Source organism: Sinorhizobium fredii USDA 257 (assembly GCF_000265205.3).
Lineage (GTDB): Bacteria > Pseudomonadota > Alphaproteobacteria > Rhizobiales > Rhizobiaceae > Sinorhizobium > Sinorhizobium fredii_B.
Genome location: NC_018000.1, coordinates 270,068 through 292,462, shown reverse-complemented (window position 1 = coordinate 292,462; position 22,395 = coordinate 270,068). Strand labels below are relative to the sequence as shown.

Genomic DNA, 22,395 nt, shown 5'->3' with positions numbered 1-22,395 from the left:
CAGACATCGAGTCCTCGCCCTCACGGTGAGGGAAATGAAGATGACCGGGAGCAAGTCATGTGCCGAAACATAAGACCCCTGTTCAATTTCGATCCGCCGGCGACGGACGAGGAAATTCACGATGCCGCGCTGCAGTTCGTGCGCAAGTTGAGCGGAACGACCAAACCGTCGAAACGCAATGAGGCGGCGTTCGAGTCCGCGGTCAATTCGATCGCCGCATGCGCCCGGGAACTGCTCGATTCGCTGGAGACTGCGCAACCTCCCCGCAACCGCGAGGACGAAGCCGCTAAAGCTCGCGCGAGAATGGCGATCCGGTTCGGCTGACTGTGCCGGGCGTCACACCGCCGCCATCCCGGGAACCGCCCTGACCCACCAGCGTCGCCGCATCATTTCGTGATGACCCGTTCGCGGTAGGTGGACGCGAGCTCTCTCGCGTTTCGTTATCGTCCGCTGGAGGCGGCGAATATCCGTTATGTACCTGTCAAAACACGCTTCGGCAGCTGCCTGCAGAACTCGCAGAACCGTCGAGCGGAGCGCACACAGGCGCGGATGTGAGACGAATTGATGACGGCGGCGTCCAGTCATGCCTTGCATCGTCATTCTTTGAACTTATATTGCACTGCAACAAATATATATAACGGGGCTTTCCATGGCTGCATGCTCCCTTCACGCGAAGAGAGCGCTCCTTGCCCATGATCGAAAGGAATCGTCTCATGACAAATTCAATGAACAGTATAGACGCTTCTGCCACCTGCCGGGGCCACATCGATATAGGCGACGCCGTGCGGCAATCTCGCGAAGCGGTGGGATATAGCATCGAGGATCTCGCGCTTACCTGCGGTTTGACCGGCGCTGAAATTACGAGAATTGAACTCGGCGCTGATGTCGACCCCGGCAAGCTCAGGCGCATCGCCGCCGCACTCCGAGTGCCAACCTCCGCGTTCCTGCTCAACTAGAGCGCCGCGCGTTCGCTTGAGCGCGCAAAGGACGCCTAGAGCATCTTTTCTGCTCTCAGCGGTTCCGGCTGAAAGCAGGATGCTCGGAATTGGGCGTCGCACTGCTCTCGGATGCGACGCCCAGCCTTCTGTCTTCAAGGGGCAATGGCCAAACCGGAACGGCAGTTGAAAAGCGGGACGCTCGTTTGTGCCCCCGCTATCTCGACGATCAGCCGCGATGGCCTCGCTCTGCGGCGGCGAAATTCCAGCCAGCTTTCGGCGACATTGCCGCCAATGGGGCCCTCGGGCCGAAATCGACGTCGCCGGCAAAGGTCAGGTTGCGATCGCCGTGCAGGCACGGCCCCATGATCAGGGCGAGCGGCCGTCTTCCGCTGCGCCCGAGGCCGGCGAAGTTCTCGAAGGTTGTCGGAACATAGGCATCGAACCAGCTCGACATCTGGCATGATGGCCCAAGCGGCCCATCGGATCTCGGCCGCCCTGGGCTTTCGCTCGGCGGCTTCGAAATGATGCAAGAGTTACCGGTGCGAGAGGATGACGCGATCGTCTTCACCGACCCGGTCGAGGACAACCAAGTCGTCCGGCCGGCACAGGGACCTGTGCGTGAATAATGAACCGTCTCGAGGTGCGCGTCGGGGCGGCGGCCGCCTTGCTGAGGTACTGAAGGCTGAGAGTCCTACCGGCGATCATATGCCGTTTTCCGGCGTCGGCTAACCATTGACACGAGCGCCCCCATCCGCCGGGCGCATTCGTCCTATACCTTGCCATCGCGCCACAGATACTTCGGTAGGATGGGTTCGCCGGACGGATAGTCGCATTCTGGTCAGTGCCGGCCGCGGCGTTCTGAAGGAAACGATGCCGGTTTGAACCAACTTGCCGTCGATCATTCGATTTAGACGCGGCCTCTGCCGCGATTGGAGATAACCCATGAAAATCGTCATTATTGGTGGAACCGGCCTTATCGGGTCAAAGACTGCCGAGCGCTTGCGCAAACGCGGGCACGAAGTCATCGCTGCGGCGCCGAATACAGGCGTCAACACGATTACGGGGGAAGGCCTCGCCGGCGCTCTCGAGAATGCCGAAGTGGTCCTTGATCTCGCAAACTCCCCGTCATTCGAGGACAAGGCCGTACTCGAGTTCTTCGAGACATCGGGCAAGAATCTGTTGGCCGCAGAGAAAATCGCAGGTGTGAGGCACCACATAGCACTGTCCGTGGTCGGCACCGAACGCCTGCCGGAGAGCGGCTACTTGCGCGCAAAGCTGGCGCAGGAGAACCTGATCCGAACATCAGGCATTCCTTATACGATTGTGCACTCCACACAGTTCATGGAGTTCCTTAGCGGCATCGCCCAGTCGGGCACTGTCGGCGACACGGTCCACCTGTCACCTGCCTTCGTACAGCCGATTGCATCGGACGACGTCGCGGATGCAATGACTGACGTGGCATTGGGACAACCGCAGAATGGCATCGTCGAGATCTCCGGCCCTCAACGGGTAAAGCTCAATGAATTGATCGGGCGCTACCTCCAGAAGATGAACGATCCGAGAAAGGTCGTGGCAGATCCGGACGCGCGCTATTTCGGTGCACGTCTTGAGACCAACTCCCTCGTTTCGGACAAGAGCCCGCGTCTCGGCAGCATTACCTTCGAACAGTGGTTCGCCGTCACTGCACAGCAGGAGAAAAAAATCAACATGGCGGCGAGTTAAGGAGACCCGAAATGTTCGCGAATATTTTTCGTGTTGCAATGCTGAGCTTGCTGCCTTTGACCAGCGCCGTTGCGGGAGACGCAAAAACCGCCTCGAAAGTGACGCTCGTTTACGATCATGAGCTTCCAAATGTGCCGGGCAAAAGCATCCGTGGGGTTCTTGTGGAATACGATCCCGGTGGATCCAACGCAGCACACACTCACCCACCGTCCGCCTTCATCTATGCGACGGTACTCGAAGGCGCCATTCGCAGCCAGGTCAATGATGGGCCGGAGAAGGTCTACAAGGCCGGAGAAAGCTGGTCTGAGATGCCGGGCGACCGACACAGTGTCAGCGCAAACGACAGTGAAACGGCACCCGCAAAGCTGCTGGCCGTTTTTGTTGTCGACACAGACCAACGCGAACTGACTTATCCATTGGAGAAGTGATGTGCGAGCGCTGGCCGCGGCAGAAGAGTTCGCGGCCAGCTTCTGTCCGGAAGCATCCAAGCCGGTCCTAACCTTCATGGTTTCCTGCAGGGGGAGTTTTCCCGACGTCTCCCCGCCGTTGAGCACAACCTGATTGAAATCCAAGGCGCTGATAGTGAAGAATGCGAGGAGTTGGCCCGGGGACGTGGAGCAAGGCTGAGCTCTGCTCCACGCAGGGTTGCCATCAGACGCCGGCTTGCTGCCGTTTCAGCGGTGGCATATGTCGTTCATACCGGCGGGTCCCTTGAACATGGGCTGCGACCACAGTTCCAAGGATGCCGAGGAGCAGGCACGCCGCCGAACCTGCGAGCGCTTTGCGCCGCCAGGGCCGATCCCTGGTAAAGATAAGTCTCCGGCAACCAGCAAGGGCAACCGCCAAGGAGAGCCAGATCGGCAGGAGAGTGATCAGTTGCTCTCTTGTGATGGTGGTCAGCGATGGGGTGCTAACGCTGCCAGGCGAGATGTTGGGACACAACGCCGACCCGGCCGTCCGGGCGGCCTGGCTGGACGACATGTTCCTGCCTCCGGACGTGCTCGATTGGGCGCTGAACGTGGTCGTGGTGCGCAGCGGCGGCCGGACCATACTCATCGACGCCGGACTAGGGTTGGACCCGGACTTGGACTTGCCGCGGGCAGGGCAGTTGATCAAGCGACTGGAGGCCGCCGGCATCGATCTTGCATCCGTGACCGACGTGGTGCTGACCCACATGCACATGGACCACATTGGCGGGCTGCTCGTCGACGGGGTAAGGACCGGCTGCGTCCGGACCTGCGGATCCACGTGGCGGCCGCCGAGGTCAAGTTCTGGGAGTCGCCCGATTTCTCCCGCGCCTCAATGCCGCCGGGATTCCCGGACGCGCTTCGCTCGGCCGCCAAGCGGTTCGTGAATGAGTACCAGAGCCAGTTGCGGCCGTTCGAGGAGGAGTACGAGGTGGCGCCGGGGGTCGTCGTCCGTCGCACCGGCGGCCACACCCCCGGGCACAGCGTGGTCCGCCTGGCGTCCGGCGGCGACCGGCTGACGTTCGCCGGCGATGCCGTGTTCGCGGTCGGGTTCGACCACCCCGACTGGCACAACGGCTTCGAACACGACCCCGAGGAGGCGGCCCGCGTCCGGGTTCGCCTTCCGGGAGCTGGCGGCGACCCGCGAACCGCTGGTGGCCACTCACCTGCCGTTCCCGTCCGTCTGCCATGTGGCGGTCGACGGCGACCACTTTCGTTGGGTACCGGCCGTCTGGGACTACTGACCTGGGTTAGATCCTGACCCTAGAGCGGTTCCGGCTTTGACTGAATCGGGGATTCCGTTTTAGTCCGTTTTGTGATTCAAGATGCTGGCTGGAGCGGAGGCCAGCATCTGATGACGCGACCTCTTTCGAATGATCTTCGTGAACGTGTTGTTGGCGCCATTGAGGCGGGCGAAAGCTGCCGATCGGTGGCGGCTCGTTTCGGCATTGCCGTATCGTCGGCGGTGAAGTGGTCTCAGCGCTACCGTTCGAGCGGGTCGGTGGCGCCCGGCAAGATGGGCGGCCACCGCAAGCATGTGCTGGAGCCGCACCGTGCGTTCATCGCGGAGCGGATTAACCAGACGCCGCATTTGTCGCTGCACAGGCTGAAGGAAGAGCTGGCGGCGCGTGGGGTGAAGGTGTCGCACGATACGGTCTGGCGGTTCCTGCGCCGCGAGGAGCTACGATTTAAAAAAACACTGTTCGCCCTTGAGCAGGCCCGTGCCGATATTGCCCGCCGGCGGCAGCGCTGGCGCTCCTGGCAGTCCGGTCTCGATCCGAGACGGCTGGTGTTCATTGACGAAACCTGGATCAAGACCAACATGGCGCCGCTCTATGGCTGGGGGCCACGCGGCAAGCGCCTGCGCGGCTTTGCCCCGCACGGCCACTGGCGCACGCTGACCTTTGTCGGCGCTTTGCGCCATGATCGGCTGACGGCGCCTTGCGTCTTCGACGGACCGATCAACGGTCAGTGTTTCCGCGCCTATGTCGAACAACAGCTCGTGCCCGTGCTCGAGCCTGGCGACATCGTCATCATGGACAATCTCGGCTCGCACAAGTCGGTGGCAATCCGACAGATGATCCGAGCCGCCGGCGCAAGGCTCTGGTATCTGCCGCCATACTCGCCCGATCTCAATCCGATCGAGCAGGCCTTCGCCAAAATCAAACACTGGATGCGGGCGGCACAGAATCGAACCGTCGAGCACACATGGCAATACCTCGGCAGCCTTGTCCCATCACTCCAGCCCGACGAATGCAGCAACAACTTCGCCAACGCCGGATATGCTTCCGTCAAAACCTGAAACGCTCTAAGCCACGGAAATATCGGGCTATTCGAGACCAACAGGGTGACTGGTTTGGCTGGACTGAATGGTGCCCGGAGGCGGATTTGAACCACCGACACGCGGATTTTCAATCCGCTTCGAAGCGTTAATTTTCAGGTAGTTATGCGGCACTTGTCGCGTTTGTGTCGCATCAAGCCAGTAGCGAACGCTCAGCTTCAGCCATTTCGTCGGCGTCATCGCCTCGCGGAAACAAGTGACCGTAAACATCCATTGTCATGACTATTGAGCTGTGGCCAAGGCGTTCCTGAATCACCTTAGGCGGAAGCGCTAGGCCGCCATCCTCCCGCCGATTTATGCACCATGAAGCATAGAAATGCCTTAGCGCGTGCATCCCGGTGTACTTGGCGACTAGGATTGCATTACCGTTCTCGTCCGTTTCGCCCGAACCGACAGTAACGCCCGCATCGATCTGTATGGGTATCAGTCCCCGATTGACAATGTTCCCGAGCGACTCGACCTTTCCCTTGCCATTCGGAAAGACTAGATCGAGAATCTTCTGTGTCTCTCCGTCCGCCCCCTTTTGCTCTGCATCCCTCTTCGGACAAATCAAGCACCATTCCCGCAGGGCGTTGATCACTATTGGGGGAGCCGGAACAGTTCTTTCTCCCGCCTCTGACTTCGGCCGGCCAATTTCGTTGAAGCGGTCCGCCCGCTGTCGGATGTGGACCAGCTTCTTTTCCATATCGACATCGCACCAACGAAGCCCTCGTAGCTCGGAAGCGCGCAGGCCGCAGAAGATCGCCGTTAAAAACAGCGGTCTCCAACGCCCCTGCAGAACCGCCACAACAGCCTTGATCTCCTCGCGGGTAGGTATATCTACGCCAACCTTGAGCTTACCCTTGTGACGTTTCTCCTGACGTCTTTCTTGGCCCTTGCGGCGGGCCCTGCTCTTCTCGCGTACGGCGTTGCGCGTGACCAACCCTCGTTCTTGTGCATCAGCAAGCAGCGACCCAAGGCTGGTCAGCACCTTGCGAACCATTGCAGGAGAGCGGCCATCCTGGCGCAACCGGTCCTCGAACTCCCGCACGGTCGGCACCGTCAGCTTGGATAGGAGTTTCTCACCGATGAGTGGAGCAATATGTAGATCCAAGTGCTGTCGGTACTGATTGATGGTCGATCGCTCGAGCCGTGCCCCCTCAGCACTGGAAATCCAGAATCTTCCGGCCTGAACAACAGTTACACTGGCGCTGTCCGCGACGTGAACGCCTTCACGAACCTCGACAGCAGCTCTTGCAGCAAATGCGTCGGCATCCTTCTTCTTCGTGAATGTCTTTAGCCGCCGCACACCTTTGGTATCCGTATAGTCGACGATCCAGGCTTCTTTCTCCACGCCTTTGCCCGTCGACCATTTGCGCTTGCGAACGGACATGACCTCAGTCCTCCTTGGCAGCATTGCGCACCCGCATCGCCGCAACCCTGCAGCGATCGGAGCAGTACCTGGCGTGGGATCGCCGGCCGGTAAGCGGGCCAGTGAGAAACATCCTGTGGCAGTGCTCACAGGATGTGGCGCTTGCGCCTGCTTCGTGGATTGCGGCGACTTCCATCACCATAAAATCGTAGAGTGTGTCGGCCTTCAACACAAAGCGCATACTACCCTCGGAATAAACGAAGGACGGCCAGACAATCGCGTCTGCGGTGTCAATCATCTTGTTCAAATAGTGCACTTTTTCGGTGGGGTCGGTTTTCGCCATTGGGTTCGTCATTGCGATATTACCCGACAGGACGGCGCGCCGGTTCTCAAGCTCATCCAGATTGAGAGGCCGCCGGCTTTGGGTCTCGCTCTCAACGGCCGCTCGGCTCCTTCCACGTCGGCTGAGATTGCGAACCATCGGTAGGGCGGGGTCGATCCCACTCTTGTTGATCTCCCCTTCTAAACTGCCGAACCGGTCTAGAAAGGCAATGAAACGGACATCGCTGTTGCAATTCACGAAGTGGAGCGCGACCGGGTCTTCAAGATTGATCGCCTCACGAAAGATGGGATCGGTCCGGGTGCTTCGCGGCTGTGCAACTTTGTACGCGGAACCATCTGACCGCTGGAAAACTTTGAGCTCAAAGCCGTCGCTTCGCCGCCTCCAATTTAGCTGAATCGGTATCAAGCCCCACTCCTCTGTTACGATTTTGTTGCGAAGTCCGTTATATGGGCAAAATATCTCTGCTTTCCACTTGGCGCAAGCCGCTCCGCCGCGTTATTCGCAAATGGTTGTCCAACGGGTATGACATCGACGCACTTGACGCGGTGCTTGCCACAGCAATGGCGCATCGCCTCGGCGGCGATCCGCTTTGGCTCATGCTTGTTTCGGGGCCTGGAGCCGCAAAGACCGAAACCGTCCAGGTACTCGCCGGCATGGGTGCAATGGTCACCTCTACGATCGCTTCGGAAGGAGCGCTGCTTTCGGCTGTGCCGAAGCGCAACCGGACAAAAGAGGCGAGCGGCGGTCTGCTCTCGCGCATCGGTGATGATGGCATCCTTGTCTTCAAGGATTTCACGACGATCTTGTCGATGGATCGCCATGTCCGGGGAGCAACCTTGGCTGCACTCAGGGAAATCCATGACGGCCGCTGGCAACGCAATGTCGGCACCGATGGCGGCCGCACCCTGACCTGGGAGGGCCGACTAACTGTTATCGGTGCCGTAACCACGGCCTGGGACAGCGCCTATGCCGTCGTCGGGGCGATGGGTGATCGATTTCTACTCGTTCGCATCAACAGCTACGAAAATCGCGAGCAGATCGGCCGCCAGGCAATTCGCAATATCGGCCGCGAAAAGGAAATGCGGAACGAGTTGGCAGCAGCCGTCGCGGCACTGTTCGCGGAACCAGCCGAGGTCGTGGGCGAAGTCGATGAAGCCGAGTTTCTCGCTATCGCCGATTTCGTGACGCTGGCACGCACGACGACAGACGTGGACAGCAGAGGCAATGTGCTGGACGCCCACGCTCCTGAGGCACCGACGCGCTTTGCCAAACAGCTCGCACAACTCGCTCGGGGAGCGATGGCAATCGGGCTCAACTATGCGGAGGCTGAACGGCTGGCGATCCGGTGTGCCCGAGACAGCGTGCCGCCAGTGAGATTGCAGCTTCTTCAGGATATTGATGCGCACCCAGGAACGACGCTGTCCAGCATTTGCGGCCGCCTGAATAAGCCAAAAACGACAATCGAAAGGCACCTGGCCGCTCTCCAGCTTCTCGGCCTTGTTAGCGCGGAGAAGGCCAAAAACACATGGGGTTATAAATGCGGTCCGCGCTTGAATTCCAAAGGTTTGAGGCTAATCGCCCGGGAATGTGGATAATAGGTGGTGAAGGGGTAAGTTTTAGGAGATGCCTGTATGCTCTACACCTTACCCCACAGGTCCGGTTTTCTCAGCTACGAAGGCTGCTGAGGTATTTTACCTCCAACCCCGGAAAACCAAGCGGGCACCGAGTTTAGAGTCCCCTACCCTTAGGTTCTTCCTGAGCCGAAACACAATGCGGGTTAGGCGACGGCGCAGATGACTCTGCTGTGAGCCGTTCCGGAGGACTTGATTCTGGCCTTGTTGTTTCTACGACTAGTCCAAGAAGGAGATCCTGGGTCCCTAAGCCACGGGTCGTCTTTAAAGGCGGCGAATGTTTTTCGGGGCAGTCCAGCCAAGATTGCACCTGATCAAGGTCCTCGCTGCACACCGGCAACGGGCGGCTCGCTACTCGGCGCATGATTTCAGAGGCCCGGGGCTTCACAGCTTAGAATCGGGCTGACAGCCAGCCTTTCCTGGACGCCGATGAAGCAGCCATTTCATCGAAGCCTATTTGCAGGCCGACCTCCACTTGGTGGTAGTGGCCTAAACAACCGGCCATCAATGACAGACATTATCTGAAACCCGTCCGCGCTCCCATGCGCATGCCCGGCGCAGAAGCGGAAGAAGGCTAAGCGCCCCTCGCCCATCAATAAGAGGAGTCAATGCGATGGCGGCTCTAAGCCGCTCTACTTCGGGACGACGCTGAACGACCGCGATGGCGAGATAATTCGCAGCCAAGGTTGCCGAAGGGCGGCATCGCGACATGAGTTGCTGCCATTGCGTCGCCGCGCCTACGACTGCTGTCGGACCCTTTGCTGAAGTTCAACAAGCGATAGTCCAATGCCTGCTGACGTACCAGGAGCGGACCTCGGTCAGACCGAGGCCCGAGCGACCCATGAGTAAACGTGTGCAGCGGGGGAGTTTCCTCACCATCGAACCCGTTAGGTGGCCCGCCGTGGTTCTCGGGGCGCATGCCGGTCCGCAATTATCCGGCTCTACAACTCGCCTAAGGTTTTCCATGGGCGGCTGCCCATTGTTCGCGTCCCGCCATGAGCGGGGAAAATCCCGTTGTGTCCGCACAGTTGGCGGCGCCACCGTCGGTGGTCAGAGGCGCCGCCGAGACAGCCGGTTTGCCGGCACTTATGCCAGCGCAATCACTGCTTCGATTTCCACCTGCGCCCCCTTCGGCAGAGCGCTCACCTCGTAGCACGCACGAGCGGGAAATGGCTTCAGGAAGAATGTCGCATACTCATTATTGATGTCAGCGAACCTGGAAAGATCCGTCAGCAGCACGGTCGTTTTGACGGTCCTCTCAATTCCCGATCCCGCCGCTTCGGCGATCGCAGCGATGTTTTTCAAGCACTGCCTTGCCTGCTCGACAGGATCGTTCGAAACGAACTCCTCGGTTGCCGGATCGATCGGCAGCTGCCCCGAGACGAAAAGCAGATTGCCCACTTTAATCGCCTGCGAGAACGGACCGATCGCGCCCGGTGCCTCAGTTGTTGTTACTGCCTCGATCATTGCTGCCTCCAAGCTGTTTCTGGTTGATTGTTGATCATCAGTAGCGGCTGATCGCGAGATCGTCCGCGTCGATTTCCGGCTTCCGCCCGCTGACCAGATCGCTGATCAGGCGCGCCGAGCCGCAGCTCATCGTCCAGCCCAGCGTTCCGTGGCCGGTGTTCAGGAGGAGGCCGGCGATTTTCGTCTGCCCGATCACCGGCGTCCCGTCGGGGGTCATGGGCCGCAGCCCGGACCAAAAAGAAGCCCTTTGCAGGTCCCCGCCCGGGAACAGGTCTGTTACCGAATGGTCGAGGGTGCGACGCCGAGTGTGGCCGAGGTCATTCGTATAGCCTGAGATTTCCGCCATGCCGCCGACGCGGATGCGGTCGCCCAGCCTGGTGATCGCTATTTTGTAGGTCTCGTCCATCACCGTCGATTCCGGTGCGCGCGACGCGTCGGTGATAGGGATCGTCAGTGAATAGCCCTTGACGGGATAGACGGGCAGCTTGATGCCGAGCGGCTTGAGGAGCAGGGGCGAGTAGCTGCCGAGCGCAACCACGACAGCGTCCGCGGTCACCGTTTCGCGATCGGTCAGAACTCCGTGCACGCGGCCATTCTCGACATCCAGTCCCTTGATTTGCGTTCCATAGGCGAAGCGGACGCCAAGCGCCGCTGCCTTGGCGGCGAGTGCGTTGGTGAACTTGAAGCAGTCACCCGTCTCATCCTTCGGTGTCAGCAACCCGCCGACGATCTTTTCGCGGACATGCTTCAGCGCAGGCTCGACCCCGATGCAGCCGTCGCGATCGAGAACCTTGTACGGTACACCGTCGGCGGCGAGCGCCTTGACGTCCTTGCCCGACGCGTCGAGCTGCTGCTGCGTCCTGAACAGCTGCAGGGTGCCGTGCATGCGCTCGTCATAGGCAATGCCGGTCTCTGCCCGCACTTCCGCCAGAGACGTACGGCTATAGCCCGCGAGACGCAGCATCCGGCTCTTGTTGAGCGCGTAGCGGTCAGCGGTGCAGTTTCTCAGCATCTGGTACATCCAGGCGAGCATGGCGCCATCGAGTTTCGGGCGCAGGACGAGCGGCGCGTGTTCCATGAAGAGCCATTTCAGCGCCTTCATCGGAATGCCCGGCGCGGCCCAGGGCGAGCAGTAACCGAAGGAGACTTCGCCTGCATTGGCGAAGCTGGTTTCCAGAGCCGGGCCCTGTTGGCGATCGACGACGGTGACCTCGTGTCCGGCCTTGGCAAGCTGGTAGGCGCTGGTCACGCCGATCACGCCGGCGCCAAGTACGATGACTTTCATGGTTTCCTCAACGGTGTATTGCTCAGCGGTACCGACGTTCGTAGCGGCGGCCGAGGCCGGTCAGAATTTCGTAAGAGATCGTACCGGCGGCTTCGGCGACATCCTCAAGCGTCTGATGGGGGCCGAGAACCTCGACAAGACTGCCGAGGGAAAGCGTGCCCTCGGGCAGGGCGGTGATGTCCACCGTAATGCTGTCCATCGAGACACGGCCGACGATCGGCAGGCGAACGCCGTCGAAGAAAACGGCGCCGCGATCGCTGAGACTGCGGGGAAGACCGTCGGCATAGCCAGCGGCGATCGTCGCGAGCCTGGTTTCTGCGGAGGTCACGTGCGCACCACCGTATCCAACACGCGTCCCGGCGGGAACCGTCCTTGTCTGGATGACGGCGACGTCGAGCCGGACGACCGGCTCTATGGGATTGGGTCTGCCGGCAATGGGCGCGCCACCGTAGAGGGCGATACCGGGGCGACTGAGGGCGCCATGATAGTCGCGGCCCAGAAAGACGCCGCCCGAATTGGCAAAGCAGACATCGAGGTCTGCAAACTCGGCGGCGATAAGGCGCATCTCAGCGAGCTGATCGGCATTCTGCTTGTTGTCGACCTCGTCGGCGCAGGCGAGATGGCTCATGATAAAGAGGATTTCGATGCTCCTGCAGTCCTTGAGTACGGCGGCGAGCGCAGTTCTTTCCTGCAGCGGTACGCCGAGGCGCGACATGCCGGTGTCGAACTGCAGAACGGTAGGAAGAACGCGGCCGAGCTTCTGAGCCGTGAACGACCACCGCCGGAATTGCTCGAGAGAGTTGAGAACCGGAACAATGTTGGCCTTGGCGCAAGTGATCTCTGCTCCGGGCTGCAGCCCGTTGAGCACCGCTATCTGCGTGTCGTTCGGCAGCAGCGATCTGAGTTCGATCGCCTCCGCGAGATGCGCGACGAAGAATTGCCGGCAGCCCTGCGCATGGAGCGCCTTGGAGACCTGCTGAGCACCTAGGCCATAAGCGTCGGCCTTGACGACGGCGGCGACCGTTGCAGGCGCGACCGCCGCCGAAAGCTTCTGATAGTTCCTGCGCAATGCGGCAAGGTCAATGGTCAGATAGCCGGAAGCCCCAGCGCCGGCCTCTGCTTCCCGACCTTGAATATGCAAAGCATGACGGTCCATGTGCAACCCTCCCGTTGCACGGCAACATATTGAAACCTTCGTTGAATATCCCGCCTAGTTCTGATCGATCGTTTCCGTATATGATCATTCGGCGAATTACCTGCGAACAAATGGAAGATTATGCATGGCCGCCATCGATGCGATCGACCGCAATATCCTGCGTCTGCTGCGGCTGAATGCCCGGATGAGCAATGCGCGTCTGGCGGAGGAAGTCGGCCTGTCACCTTCGGCTTGTCTGCGGCGGATAAGATTGCTCGAGGAAGCTGGCGTCATCCGCGGCTACACGGCCCTGGTGGACAGCGGGAGTTCCGAGGACACAATTGCGGTGATTATCAACATCACGCTCGAGCGGCAGACCGAGGAACACCTCGATCGTTTCGAAGCCGCCGTTCGAAAGCATCCGGAAATCCGCGAATGCTTTCTGATGACCGGCGGCTCAGATTATCTGCTCAGGGTGGAAGTGGCAGGCGCTGGCGAGTTCGAGAGAATCCATAAGGAAATTCTTTCGACACTACCTGGTGTCCTGAGAATTCATTCAAGCTTCTCAATTCGCAACGTTCTGGCCACTCGGACTATGAAGCGACGCTGAAGCTATCGCGCCGGCGATGCACGTTACGTACCATCGATGGTGAAACCGAATCAGGCCTGACGGACGAAAAATAACGGCTGCCGTCGGGATCTGTGCGACGGCAGCCAAATTATGCCCTGGGAGAATGGGCGTTGCGGTGGACACAGCGAATAGGGGAGGCTTCGTGGTCCCCACCGTCGATCTATATCCTAACAGCCGAGCGGCGGATGGGCCGCCGGATTCCGAAGCTCACAAGCATGTTCATCGGTTAATTGACAGCCATACGGCTAAATTAGCTTGAGCTTTTCTTGTAGGCTCTTAAGCATGTACGTCTCGGCACCTTCGAGTGGTCCGCGGAAGAGAAGGTCGGGAGCGTCCTGCCTCTCCGTCAGGACCTGCCGTCTGGGAGAGCGTGCATGAAACTGGACCGGATCGACATCAAGATCCTCTACGAACTACAGAAGAACGGGCGGATCACCAATGTCGAGCTTGCCGAACTGGTCCATCTTTCGCCGAGCCCCTGCCTCATGCGGGTCAAGAAACTGCATGAGGAGGGATACATCCAGGGATACTCGGCGCAAATCAATGTTGGCAAGCTCGGACAGATCCTGACGGTCTTCACCGAGATTACCTTGAAAAACCATCGCCAGATTGATTTCGCCCGCTTCCTGGCTGCGGTCGAAAAACTCGACCAGGTGGTCGAATGCCACCTGGTCTCGGGCGGTTATGACTATCTCGTTAAATTCATCACCGCTGGCATCGGCGAATATCAGATGATTATGGAGCGCCTGACCGATCTGGACATCGGCATCGACAAATGCTTCAGCTACGTCGTGCTGAAGTCGCCGGTCGTGAAAGCCCACATGCCGTTGACCGGCCTGTTTCCCGTTTGAATTTCTTCTGTGGCGGCAGCGCGAGGTCCTAGTCTCAGGAGGAACTGACCGAGGACCGGGGCTTTTGCTCTCCTCCGGTCGGCATGGACAGCAATTCCTTCATTCGCTCGTAAAGCCCACGATTCGGAGCTGTTAAGGCGAACAGTGCCGCTGCGCAGCCTGCCTGCGAGCGCCCGCGCTTCCTTCGGATCGCCCTGAATGTAGGCTGCCAGGCCGTAAGGCGTGTCGTTGGCGATCGCGATCGCTTCATCCTCGCTGTCATAACCGATGATCGACAGCACCGGGCCGAAGATTTCCTCCCGCGCAATCGTCATCTGATTGGTGACGCGGGCAAACACGGTCGGGCGCACGTAATAGCCCGCATTGAGATGCGAAGGGCGGCCAGGGCCACCGGCGACGAGCTCCGCTCCTTCCGCGATGCCGCGTTCGATCAACGCCTGGATCTTGTCGAACTGGGCGGCGCTTGCGACTGGTCCGAGGTCGGTGCGCGGATCCGAAGGGGGACCGACAACGAGGCAGCCGCTTCCCTCGCGGCGATCGAGCTTGCTTCGTCCATTCGCTCCGCCGGCACCAGCATCCGTGTTGGCGCAGTGCAGGTTTGGCCGGAATTGCCGAAGTACCGCCGTACCCCGGCGCGTTGAGGCGTTACGTCGCCTAGTTGCTGCCGAACACCACCACCTCGTAGTGTTCTCGGTGGATAAATTCCCGCGTATGCTCGACTACGTCGTGCCCGGCGGGGTGCGGATCGGTGACGGCGACCGGGTTCGCCTCGGTGCGCATCTCGCGGAAGGAACCACGGTGATGCACGAAGGGTTCGTGGACTTCAATGCGGGTGCGCTTGGCCCGCTGTATGGTCGAAGGGCGCGTGACGCCGGGGGTCACGGTTGGCGACGGCTCCGATATCGGCGCGGGAGCCTTGATCATGGGGACGCTCTCCGGGGGCGGCAAGCAACGTAATGTGATCGGCAAGGGCTCGCTGCTCGGGGCCAATGCCGGGATCGGGATATCGCTCGGCGACAATTGTGTGGTGGAGGCCGGCCTCTACGTCACCGCGCGCACCAAGGTTCGGCTACCGGATGGTACCGTGGTCAAGGCTCGTGAACTGAGCGGGCGCGACAATATCCTGTTTCGGCGAAACAGCCAGACGGGAGCCGTTGAAGCGCTCAATACGAGCGGTTCGATCTGGGGCGGGGTGAACGACATACTCCATGACAATGATTGAGACCTTCGGTGACGCTATCGTGGCGCGAGACCTGCCTGTGGGCGCTGTAGCCGGCGCCGAAGGGCATACTGCGGCAAGCACGAGCTGGGATTAGGAGAGCTTGGGCGATTAACCCGCCCAACCATCTTTCCAGCATTGCCGACCGGCAGACCTCCCCTGCCAATTCGCTCCGTCCCTGCCTTAAAAAAGGAGGTAAGGTGCGTCGGACGGGTTCTTCGGTGCAACGATTAAGTGACGGTGACGTAGATTTTCCGTACCGTCTCGATCGTTTTCCAGACCCCGACATAGCCAGGTTTCATCACGAAGCTGTCGCCTGCGCGATAAATGACCGGCTCCTTACCCTTCTCTGTCAGTTCGACCACTCCCTGCAGGATATGGCAGAACTCAAAGGTTTCGCCCTTGATGGAGTGCGTCTCGCCGGGAGTGGCCTCCCAGACGCCGGTATTCACCTTGCCCTCTTTGTCGCTGTCTTGCGCCCAGGTTTTGAAGGCGGGTGCACCCGCGATAAGGCGCTCCGGCGCGGGGGTCGCGTGCTTCGGTTCGACCGAAGGATTCGGGTCGATCGTTTTGAGTAGTGACATCTGATTCTCCAGTTTTACCTGAGTGAAAGCAAATCCGCGCTGTGGTTAGGCAAGATGCACGCGAGTCGGCCCCGGCCTCGCTACGAGATTGTCGATAACGGTAGAAGGACGGAGCGGTCGGAATCGCTGAGTGCCTACCAGCTTGCGGCGATGTACTTTGTTTCGAGATATTCGAGCATGCCGTGGTGGCTTCCCTCCCGGCCGAGCCCGCTCTGCTTCATGCCGCCAAACGGTGCGGCAGCGTCGGATACGACGCCTCGGTTGATTCCGACCATGCCGCTTTCCAGCCGTCCGGCGACCGCAAGCGCGCGTTTGAGGTCGCTGCTGAACACATAGGACACCAGCCCGTATTCGGTGTCGTTCGCCATCTGGACGACCTCGTCCTCGGTTTCAAACGCAATGATTGGCGCAACCGGCCCGAAGATTTCTTCGCGAAGTACCTCGGCATCGGGAGAAACGTCTGCAAGTACGGTAGGCGGATAGTAGAAGCCGTCGCCGTTCAACCGGCTGCCGCCGGTAACCAGTCGGGCTCCCTTGGCAACGGCGTCGTCCACCAGGCGTTCCACCTTGGCGAGCGCGGCCTCGGTGATCAGTGGCCCAAGCTGCGTGTCCGGCGCCAGTCCTGGTCCGACCTTGATCGCGGCCATCTCTTCCGCAAACCGCCGGGTGAAGTCCGCCAGGATCCCTTTCTGCACATAGAAGCGGTTGGCGGCAGTACATGCCTCGCCGCCGTTGCGCATCTTGGCCACCATGGCTCCAGCGACAGCCGTCTCCAGGTCGGCATCGTCGAATACAACGAATGGCGCATTGCCGCCGAGTTCCATCGAACAACTGACAACCTGGTCCGCAGCCTCCCGCAGCAGTGTCCGGCCGACGCCTGTCGAGCCGGTGAACGACAGCTTCCGTACCCGCTCGTCATGCAGCATGGCGCTGACCACGGAGCCCGCTTTCCTCGTTGTCACGATGTTGACCACTCCAGCAGGAACGCCGGCCTGCCGCATAATCTCGCCGATCGCCAGCGCCGTAAGCGGGGTCTCCGCTGCGGGCTTCAGGATGCACGTGCAGCCCGCGGCCAGTGCGGGTGCCATCTTTCGGGTCGCCATTGCTGCCGGGAAGTTCCAAGGCGTCACCAACACGGCGATACCAATCGGCTCATGGTTGACGATGATCTGATTGGCGCCGGAAGGTGCAGGTCCGAATTCGCCCGGTGCCCGTACAGCTTCTTCCGCGTACCAGCGGAAAAATTCGGCGGCATAGGAGACCTCCGACCTGGCGTCCGCGAGTGCCTTGCCGTTTTCCACGGTGATCAGTTGTGCCAGCCATTCGGCCTGTTCGAGCACAAGGTGAAAACACTTCATCAGAACATCCGAACGACGCCGCGGCGAGGTCGCCTTCCAAGCCGCAGCGGCCATTTCCGCTGCGTCGACCGCGGATATTCCATCGGCGACATCGCCATCGGAAACGGTGGCGATCACATCTCCGGTCGAGGGGTCGACCACTTCAAAGGTGCGATCTTCTTTTGCAGAAACCCATTCGCCGCCGATGAACAGTTGCGTAGGAGCATCGCGGACTACGGCAGTCGAGGCGGGAGAGACAAGCGGAGTTGTTTTTTGCGCGGGAGTTGGTTGCACGTTCAGCACCTTCGCTACCAATCAGGTTTGACACGCGATCAATATAAGTTTGGTTCTGCGATTGGTGTCAATATAGATCAAATTGGTTGCGGCAATAATTTGCGAGGCTCATGAACGTGGCTGCGGACTCTTCAGCCTTTGAGGCGGCAGTCAGTGGGTGTCCGAACATGAGCGTTGCGCAAAGACACCAGCCGGCTCAGCACGTAAGCATCTTACCGGCGCTGAGTTTTTCAGTGTGCGGAAAGGCTAACGTGGCAATTGCAGTGTCCTGAACACCTGTACCGGCGAGATCGGCTATTGTGATGTTTGCATCGCGAGTACGCCCGACCTTGCCTCCGGCAATCATTTGCCCAGTTCCGGAAAATCTCTGTCGCTCGCAAGCTGTCAAGTCGACCCACGGCCTAAATGTCGAACAGATTCGTCAGGGGCATGTGGTACTTCGTGATCGGCGATTTGAGCACGACGAAACTGAAGTATTTCTCTATTCCGATGTCCATTTCTATCAGCCGCTCCATCAGCGACTGGTATTCCCCTATGCTGCTCGCCACGAACTTGACGAGATAGTCGTAATCGCCCGAGACGACGTGGCATTCGATGACTTGCTCTATATTTTGGATGGCCGACATGAAGCGGGCGATGTCGGCCTGGCGATGGTTCCTCAGGGTTATCTCTGTAAAGACAGTCAGAACCTGGCCAAGCTTTCCCATGTTGATCATCGCAGAATAGCCGCCGATATAGCCTTCTGCCTGCAGCTTCTTCACTCGCACGAGACAAGGGGTTGCGGATAAGTTAACTAGCTCAGCGAGCTCGACATAAGTCATGCGTCCGTTCTTCTGGAGCTCGGAGAGGATCTTGATGTCAATTCTGTCCAGTTTCATGTGCGCCCACCCGGTTGTTGCCACCACCTTTGCATGAGCGGTTGGAGTCTCGTCAGTGGACGAGGCTCGGTGACAAAAATCCCTCGGGTTCCAAACGGCAGCCGATCTAACGGCTACATCATTTCCGGTCTTCGGATCGCTGAGCCATCGCTGAACCGGCTCAACCTGTAAGGCGAAATGTCGGTAAGTGGCTCTTTATTCAAGACGATCTCGCTCACCAGCCGGCCAGCCCCCGGTCCGATCGCGAAACCGTGTCCGCTGAAGCCCGCCGCGATCACGTAGCCGGGGAGCTCCTCCACTCTCGAGATAACCGGCACGAGGTCTGGAGAGGTATCGATGAGCCCGCTCCAGGCGCGCTCGACCCCGATCCCTTTAAGCGCAGGGTATTCGCTTTCAAGGTTCTTCACTGCGAGCTTGACGAGTTCCGCGTCGGGCGCCGGATCCAGAATGCGGCTCTTTTCAAACGGCGAGATCTCGTCGTTCTCCCAGCTGCCGAAGGCATCGGGACCATTCCAGAAGCTGCTGTTGAGGCGGTATTTGAGCTTCTTGCCGATCTTGCTGCGATACATCTCGTAGAATTTGAATGCATATCGCATTCCTCGCGGCGTAATGTCGAGCGTACCGTGTCCGGGTACGGCAACCGTGTAGGAGCCGTCGATCCGACGCCGCAACACGAAGCTCGAAGCCGATAGGCATCCTGCCTGAACGATTTCGGGCGCCGGGGTTGTCTTGATCGCCGTCCCGGCGATGTTGGCGACTGGAACTTCGATGCCATAACGATGAGAAAAGCGGGAAGCCCATGCCCCGCCGGCGCAAACAACGGTGCTCGCTTTGACAATCCCCCGCTCCGTCCACACCCCTGTTACCCGGCCATTGGTAATGTCGAGGCCTCGAACGGCACAGTTCTGATGGAGCGACACGCCCTTTTCCTTCGCAGCCTCGGAGAGGGCTGGCACGGCAAGGCTGGGCTCAGCCCTCCCGTCAGTCGGAGACCAGACGCCGCCGACCCAGGAGGACGTGCCGCCCGAGGCCCGCTCGTTCGCCTCGGAAGCAGTGAGTATCTGGCTGTGAAATCCCTGGACGCGTGCGGCCTGGCCCCACTTTTCCCAACGGGCGACATCCGCCTCATTCTTGGAGCAGTAAAGTATCCCGCTTCGACGGAACCCGAGATCGCGGCCGATCTCGGTGCCCAATTCCTCCCAGCGCCGCAGACTGTACATGGCAAGGGCAAGCTCATGGAGATCGCGGTTCTGCTGACGGACCCATCCCCAGTTGCGGCTTGACTGCTCGCCGCCAACGATGCCCTTTTCGAGCAGAGCAACGGAGACCCCTTGGCGGGAGAGTTCATAGGCCGTGCATGTACCGACGATCCCTGCCCCGATGACGACAACATCCACCTGGGTTGGAAAAGAGGCGCTGTCACGGACTTTCTGAACCTCGACCGGCATTATCTTTGTATTCCTCTGGAAATCGGGCGTGAGTTTCTTGAATAGCGCCCCCCGGAAGGAGCGCTGGTGTCCTCAATGGTTAAGCTCTATCGCCGGGCGCGGTACAGGGCGATGCGGTCCTGCATCCGATAGCCCTCAATGATCGCCGGCATGAACCACGGATTGCCACGGTAAAGGGGGATGAAGGCAGGTGGACGAAAGTCGAAGGCTGTGCGCGCTTGCTCACCATGTCCCAGCAGCTTATGAGCCGCACGCGTTCCGATCCATGGCGCCCAGACGACGCCCGAACCGCAGAAACCTGTCGCATAGACCACGCCGTCCTTCTCGAAGATGCGGGGCAGCATGTCGCGGTGCATCGCCACATTGCCAAACCAGGTGTGCGACAGGCGAACGTTCTCTAGTTCCGGGAACAGGTTCACCAGGCCCCGGCGCAGAAACAGCTTCGGAGCGGCGGGATCGCCGACGCGAGAACTGTCGCGCCCCCCTAGAAGAATGCGTTTGCCGTCGGGCGTCGGGCGGTAGTAGAATCCCAGTTGCCTGCCCTCGACCATCATCATCCGCTTCGGCATCAGCCGCGCCATCACTTCTGGCGCGAGCTCCTCGGTGACAATGATCCGGCTGCGAACCGGGACCAGCCGGCGGCGCAAGAAGGGAACCGCGCCATCGGTATAGCCGTCCGTGCAGACCAGAACCTGGCGGGCCTGCACCGTGCCCGCCTCAGTCAAGACACGGAATTCGGAGCCATCCCTTTCTACCGAAGTCACGCGCGTACCTGCGTGGACGGTCAGTCCCGAAGCCAGCGCCACTCGCAGGAGTTCAGCGTGGAACTTGGCCGGGTGCAGCCCACCAATATCCATCCGCGCCATGCCGCCGCGATAGAAATCCGTGCCGATGAAGTTGCGCTGTTCGGCGTACGGCACCGCATAGGCCTCGATCCCCAATCTCTTCGCCAGCACTTCGGCGCTCCGGGCCGTCTTCTCGTAATCGTCATATCCGATTACGCCCTTGAATTGGCCAACCAGCTGAAAGTCGCACTCGAGCCCTTCGGTCCTGATGAAGTCATAAAGGAATTCGCGGGCGATCTTGCCCTCCGCCTCGATTGCAATTGCCTTCTCTTCGCCGAAGCGCCGGGTGATCGTGGTGTAATCCGGCCGAATGCTTCCGCTGGTGATACCGCCGTTGCGCGTCGAGGCCCCCTCGCCCGGGTTCATCGCATCGAAGGCTGCGACCGAACGGCCCTCGCGCGCCAGAACGAGACCCGCCGATAACCCGGTGTATCCGGCGCCTATGATCGCCACATCGAGATTCTTGGCCAGCGGCTGCCGCGGCAGCGGTCTGACCGGTGCCTCCTCCCACCAGTACGGCGTGTTCTTGTCTGCGATTCTGGATTCTTCCATGGGACTAACTTCTCGTTGCGTCGGCCAAGGGCCTTCTGGGACTGCTGACAAAGATGAGCGGCAACGTTCCATCGGGCGACGTTTCGATCAGCAGGTTCACACATCGCCCTTGAACCATCTCGCGAGCGAGTGTGGCGTTCCCCTATACTGCCTCAACCTCGTCCGGACGCCATCGCCGTCAGGCGTGATCACCGCGAACATCGAACGCGTCGCGAAGCCCGTCGCCGATGAAGTTGAAGCTGGTTACAGCGATGGTAATGGCGGCGCCGGGAATGATCGCCAGCCACGGTGCGCTCCCCAGATATTGCTGGGCACCGTTCAGCATATTGCCCCAACTGGGCAGCGGTGGCTGAATTCCATAGCCGAGGAAGCTGATATAGGCCTCCATGAGGATCGCGCGGGCGACGGTCAGGGTAGCCGCGACGATGATCGGACCCATGGCATTGGGAAGGATCTCGCGGAACATGATATGGGTTCCGCTCAGCCCCAACATGCGACCGGCCTGGACGAATTCGCGCTCGCGAAGGGAGCGGACCTCCGCCTCGACAATTCGCGCAACCTCCATCCAGCTGGTGGCAGCGATGACGACGGTAATCATGATCGGGCTTGGCTTTAGCGCAGCGGCAAGGGCCAGCACCAGGAAGATTGACGGGAAGGACAGGAACCCATCTACTGTACGCATCAGCGTCGTGCCGATCCAGCCGCCACGGTATCCCGCGAGCACGCCGACGAGGGTTCCGATCAGCGTCGACAACAGCATTGCGGAGAAACCGACCAGCAGCGAAATCCGCCCCGCCATGAAGAGCCGCGCCGCCAAGTCCCGACCCAGCGGATCGGTGCCCAGATAGTGGTGGCCGGTGAACGGCGGAGCAAAGCGGGCGCGCAGATCGATATGGAGTGAATCATATGGCAGCAGGTACGGTCCCAGGACGCACGCCAGCGTCAGGACGGCGATCATCACCATCCCGAGCAGAGCCAGATGGTGGTTCATGAAGCGATGTGCAGTTCGGCTGTTCCACCAACGCTCCTGGCGTGAATTTGCGACAATGGCGGTCATAATGGTGGCCTCCTGTTGA

Annotated in this window: 22 protein-coding genes and 3 pseudogenes; 10 read left to right on the top strand and 15 right to left on the bottom strand. The window is 60.1% G+C overall.

From position 1 onward, the window contains the following. Positions 1-57 precede the first annotated feature (57 nt). Positions 58-324 (top strand): DUF2277 domain-containing protein, encoded by a 267-nt coding sequence (locus USDA257_RS01320; RefSeq protein ID WP_014761057.1) that lies wholly within the window; start codon positions 58-60, stop codon positions 322-324. Positions 325-713: 389 nt separating this feature from the next. Further along, positions 714-956 carry a helix-turn-helix domain-containing protein gene (locus tag USDA257_RS01315; RefSeq protein WP_014761056.1) on the top strand — a complete coding sequence of 81 codons (243 nt, stop codon included), beginning with the start codon at positions 714-716 and terminating at the stop codon, positions 954-956. Between the two features lie 208 nt (positions 957-1,164). Here the strand turns inward: USDA257_RS01315 and USDA257_RS01310 are convergent, their stop codons facing one another. Beyond that, a complete protein-coding gene (locus tag USDA257_RS01310; protein ID WP_041413777.1) occupies positions 1,165-1,392 on the bottom strand; it encodes a hypothetical protein in 228 nt (75 codons plus the stop codon). Between the two features lie 488 nt (positions 1,393-1,880). Between USDA257_RS01310 and USDA257_RS01305 the strand changes: the two genes are divergently transcribed. The 4 genes and pseudogenes from USDA257_RS01305 (at position 1,881) to USDA257_RS01290 (ending at position 5,429) form a co-directional block, all read left to right on the top strand. Beyond that, positions 1,881-2,660, top strand: coding sequence for an SDR family oxidoreductase (locus tag USDA257_RS01305; RefSeq protein ID WP_014761055.1), 780 nt, complete (start codon positions 1,881-1,883; stop codon positions 2,658-2,660). An 11-nt stretch (positions 2,661-2,671) separates the two neighbouring features. After that, complete coding sequence (locus USDA257_RS01300; RefSeq protein WP_014761054.1) at positions 2,672-3,088, top strand: cupin domain-containing protein; 417 nt, start codon at positions 2,672-2,674, stop codon at positions 3,086-3,088. Positions 3,089-3,549: 461 nt separating this feature from the next. Beyond that, a pseudogene (locus USDA257_RS01295) lies at positions 3,550-4,371 on the top strand (MBL fold metallo-hydrolase). Between the two features lie 110 nt (positions 4,372-4,481). Further along, positions 4,482-5,429: an IS630 family transposase gene (locus tag USDA257_RS01290; protein ID WP_014761052.1), complete on the top strand. Its 948-nt coding sequence runs from the start codon at positions 4,482-4,484 to the stop codon at positions 5,427-5,429. 172 nt (positions 5,430-5,601) lie between these two features. On the opposite strand, the gene USDA257_RS01285 is transcribed toward USDA257_RS01290, so the two are convergent. Together USDA257_RS01285 and USDA257_RS37355 are read right to left on the bottom strand one after the other, a co-directional pair. Further along, entirely contained in the window at positions 5,602-6,840 is a 1,239-nt protein-coding gene (locus USDA257_RS01285; protein ID WP_041413775.1) for a tyrosine-type recombinase/integrase, read from the bottom strand. Between the two features lie 4 nt (positions 6,841-6,844). Further along, entirely contained in the window at positions 6,845-7,567 is a 723-nt protein-coding gene (locus USDA257_RS37355; protein ID WP_041413773.1) for a hypothetical protein, read from the bottom strand. A 302-nt stretch (positions 7,568-7,869) separates the two neighbouring features. Between USDA257_RS37355 and USDA257_RS01275 the strand changes: the two genes are divergently transcribed. Further along, on the top strand, positions 7,870-8,757 hold the full coding sequence (locus tag USDA257_RS01275; protein ID WP_144051885.1) for a winged helix-turn-helix domain-containing protein: 888 nt from the start codon (positions 7,870-7,872) through the stop codon (positions 8,755-8,757). Between the two features lie 1,122 nt (positions 8,758-9,879). Here USDA257_RS01275 and USDA257_RS01270 read toward each other — a convergent pair. Genes USDA257_RS01270 through alr form a run of 3 tightly spaced genes read right to left on the bottom strand, consistent with a single transcriptional unit; the run spans position 9,880 to position 12,701 of the window. Then, positions 9,880-10,260 (bottom strand): RidA family protein, encoded by a 381-nt coding sequence (locus tag USDA257_RS01270; protein ID WP_014761049.1) that lies wholly within the window; start codon positions 10,258-10,260, stop codon positions 9,880-9,882. A gap of 37 nt (positions 10,261-10,297) precedes the next feature. Next, positions 10,298-11,545: a D-amino acid dehydrogenase gene (locus USDA257_RS01265; protein WP_014761048.1), complete on the bottom strand. Its 1,248-nt coding sequence runs from the start codon at positions 11,543-11,545 to the stop codon at positions 10,298-10,300. A 22-nt stretch (positions 11,546-11,567) separates the two neighbouring features. Further along, on the bottom strand, positions 11,568-12,701 hold the full coding sequence (alr, locus tag USDA257_RS01260) for an alanine racemase (protein ID WP_014761047.1): 1,134 nt from the start codon (positions 12,699-12,701) through the stop codon (positions 11,568-11,570). A 124-nt stretch (positions 12,702-12,825) separates the two neighbouring features. On the opposite strand from alr, the gene USDA257_RS01255 reads away from it, so the two are divergent. Both USDA257_RS01255 and USDA257_RS01250 read left to right on the top strand, forming a co-directional pair. Continuing rightward, positions 12,826-13,290, top strand: a complete 465-nt coding sequence (locus tag USDA257_RS01255; RefSeq protein WP_014761046.1) for an Lrp/AsnC family transcriptional regulator — start codon at positions 12,826-12,828, stop codon at positions 13,288-13,290. 395 nt (positions 13,291-13,685) lie between these two features. Then, the gene (locus USDA257_RS01250; protein ID WP_014761045.1) at positions 13,686-14,162 is read left to right on the top strand and encodes an Lrp/AsnC family transcriptional regulator; all 477 of its coding nucleotides are present in this window, start codon (positions 13,686-13,688) and stop codon (positions 14,160-14,162) included. A 125-nt stretch (positions 14,163-14,287) separates the two neighbouring features. On the opposite strand, the pseudogene USDA257_RS35795 reads toward USDA257_RS01250, so the two are convergent. Continuing rightward, a pseudogene (locus tag USDA257_RS35795) lies at positions 14,288-14,832 on the bottom strand (aldehyde dehydrogenase family protein); the annotation flags it as partial. Next, the gene (locus tag USDA257_RS38675; RefSeq protein WP_269845038.1) at positions 14,817-15,086 is read right to left on the bottom strand and encodes a hypothetical protein; all 270 of its coding nucleotides are present in this window, start codon (positions 15,084-15,086) and stop codon (positions 14,817-14,819) included. The gene USDA257_RS38675 and the pseudogene USDA257_RS35795, both read right to left, overlap by 16 nt. Between USDA257_RS38675 and USDA257_RS38670 the strand changes: the two genes are divergently transcribed. Beyond that, a complete protein-coding gene (locus tag USDA257_RS38670) occupies positions 15,085-15,384 on the top strand; it encodes a DapH/DapD/GlmU-related protein (protein ID WP_269845037.1) in 300 nt (99 codons plus the stop codon). The genes USDA257_RS38675 and USDA257_RS38670 overlap by 2 nt on opposite strands. A 227-nt stretch (positions 15,385-15,611) precedes the next feature. Here USDA257_RS38670 and USDA257_RS01235 read toward each other — a convergent pair whose 3' ends face one another. The 7 genes and pseudogenes from USDA257_RS01235 to USDA257_RS01210 all read right to left on the bottom strand — a co-directional run bounded on the left by USDA257_RS01235 (position 15,612) and on the right by USDA257_RS01210 (position 22,376). Further along, entirely contained in the window at positions 15,612-15,965 is a 354-nt protein-coding gene (locus USDA257_RS01235) for a cupin domain-containing protein (protein WP_014761041.1), read from the bottom strand. A gap of 134 nt (positions 15,966-16,099) precedes the next feature. Next, entirely contained in the window at positions 16,100-17,596 is a 1,497-nt protein-coding gene (locus USDA257_RS01230) for an NAD-dependent succinate-semialdehyde dehydrogenase (RefSeq protein WP_014761040.1), read from the bottom strand. A gap of 196 nt (positions 17,597-17,792) precedes the next feature. Next, positions 17,793-17,960 (bottom strand): annotated as a pseudogene (locus tag USDA257_RS33335) (ornithine cyclodeaminase family protein); the annotation flags it as partial. 37 nt (positions 17,961-17,997) lie between these two features. Continuing rightward, positions 17,998-18,474, bottom strand: a complete 477-nt coding sequence (locus USDA257_RS01225; RefSeq protein WP_014761039.1) for an Lrp/AsnC family transcriptional regulator — start codon at positions 18,472-18,474, stop codon at positions 17,998-18,000. 113 nt (positions 18,475-18,587) lie between these two features. Next, positions 18,588-19,922, bottom strand: coding sequence for an NAD(P)/FAD-dependent oxidoreductase (locus USDA257_RS01220; protein ID WP_014761038.1), 1,335 nt, complete (start codon positions 19,920-19,922; stop codon positions 18,588-18,590). A gap of 86 nt (positions 19,923-20,008) precedes the next feature. Further along, a complete protein-coding gene (locus USDA257_RS01215) occupies positions 20,009-21,319 on the bottom strand; it encodes an NAD(P)/FAD-dependent oxidoreductase (protein ID WP_041413771.1) in 1,311 nt (436 codons plus the stop codon). A gap of 178 nt (positions 21,320-21,497) precedes the next feature. Then, the gene (locus USDA257_RS01210; RefSeq protein WP_014761036.1) at positions 21,498-22,376 is read right to left on the bottom strand and encodes an ABC transporter permease; all 879 of its coding nucleotides are present in this window, start codon (positions 22,374-22,376) and stop codon (positions 21,498-21,500) included. Between the last annotated feature and the right edge of the window lie 19 nt (positions 22,377-22,395).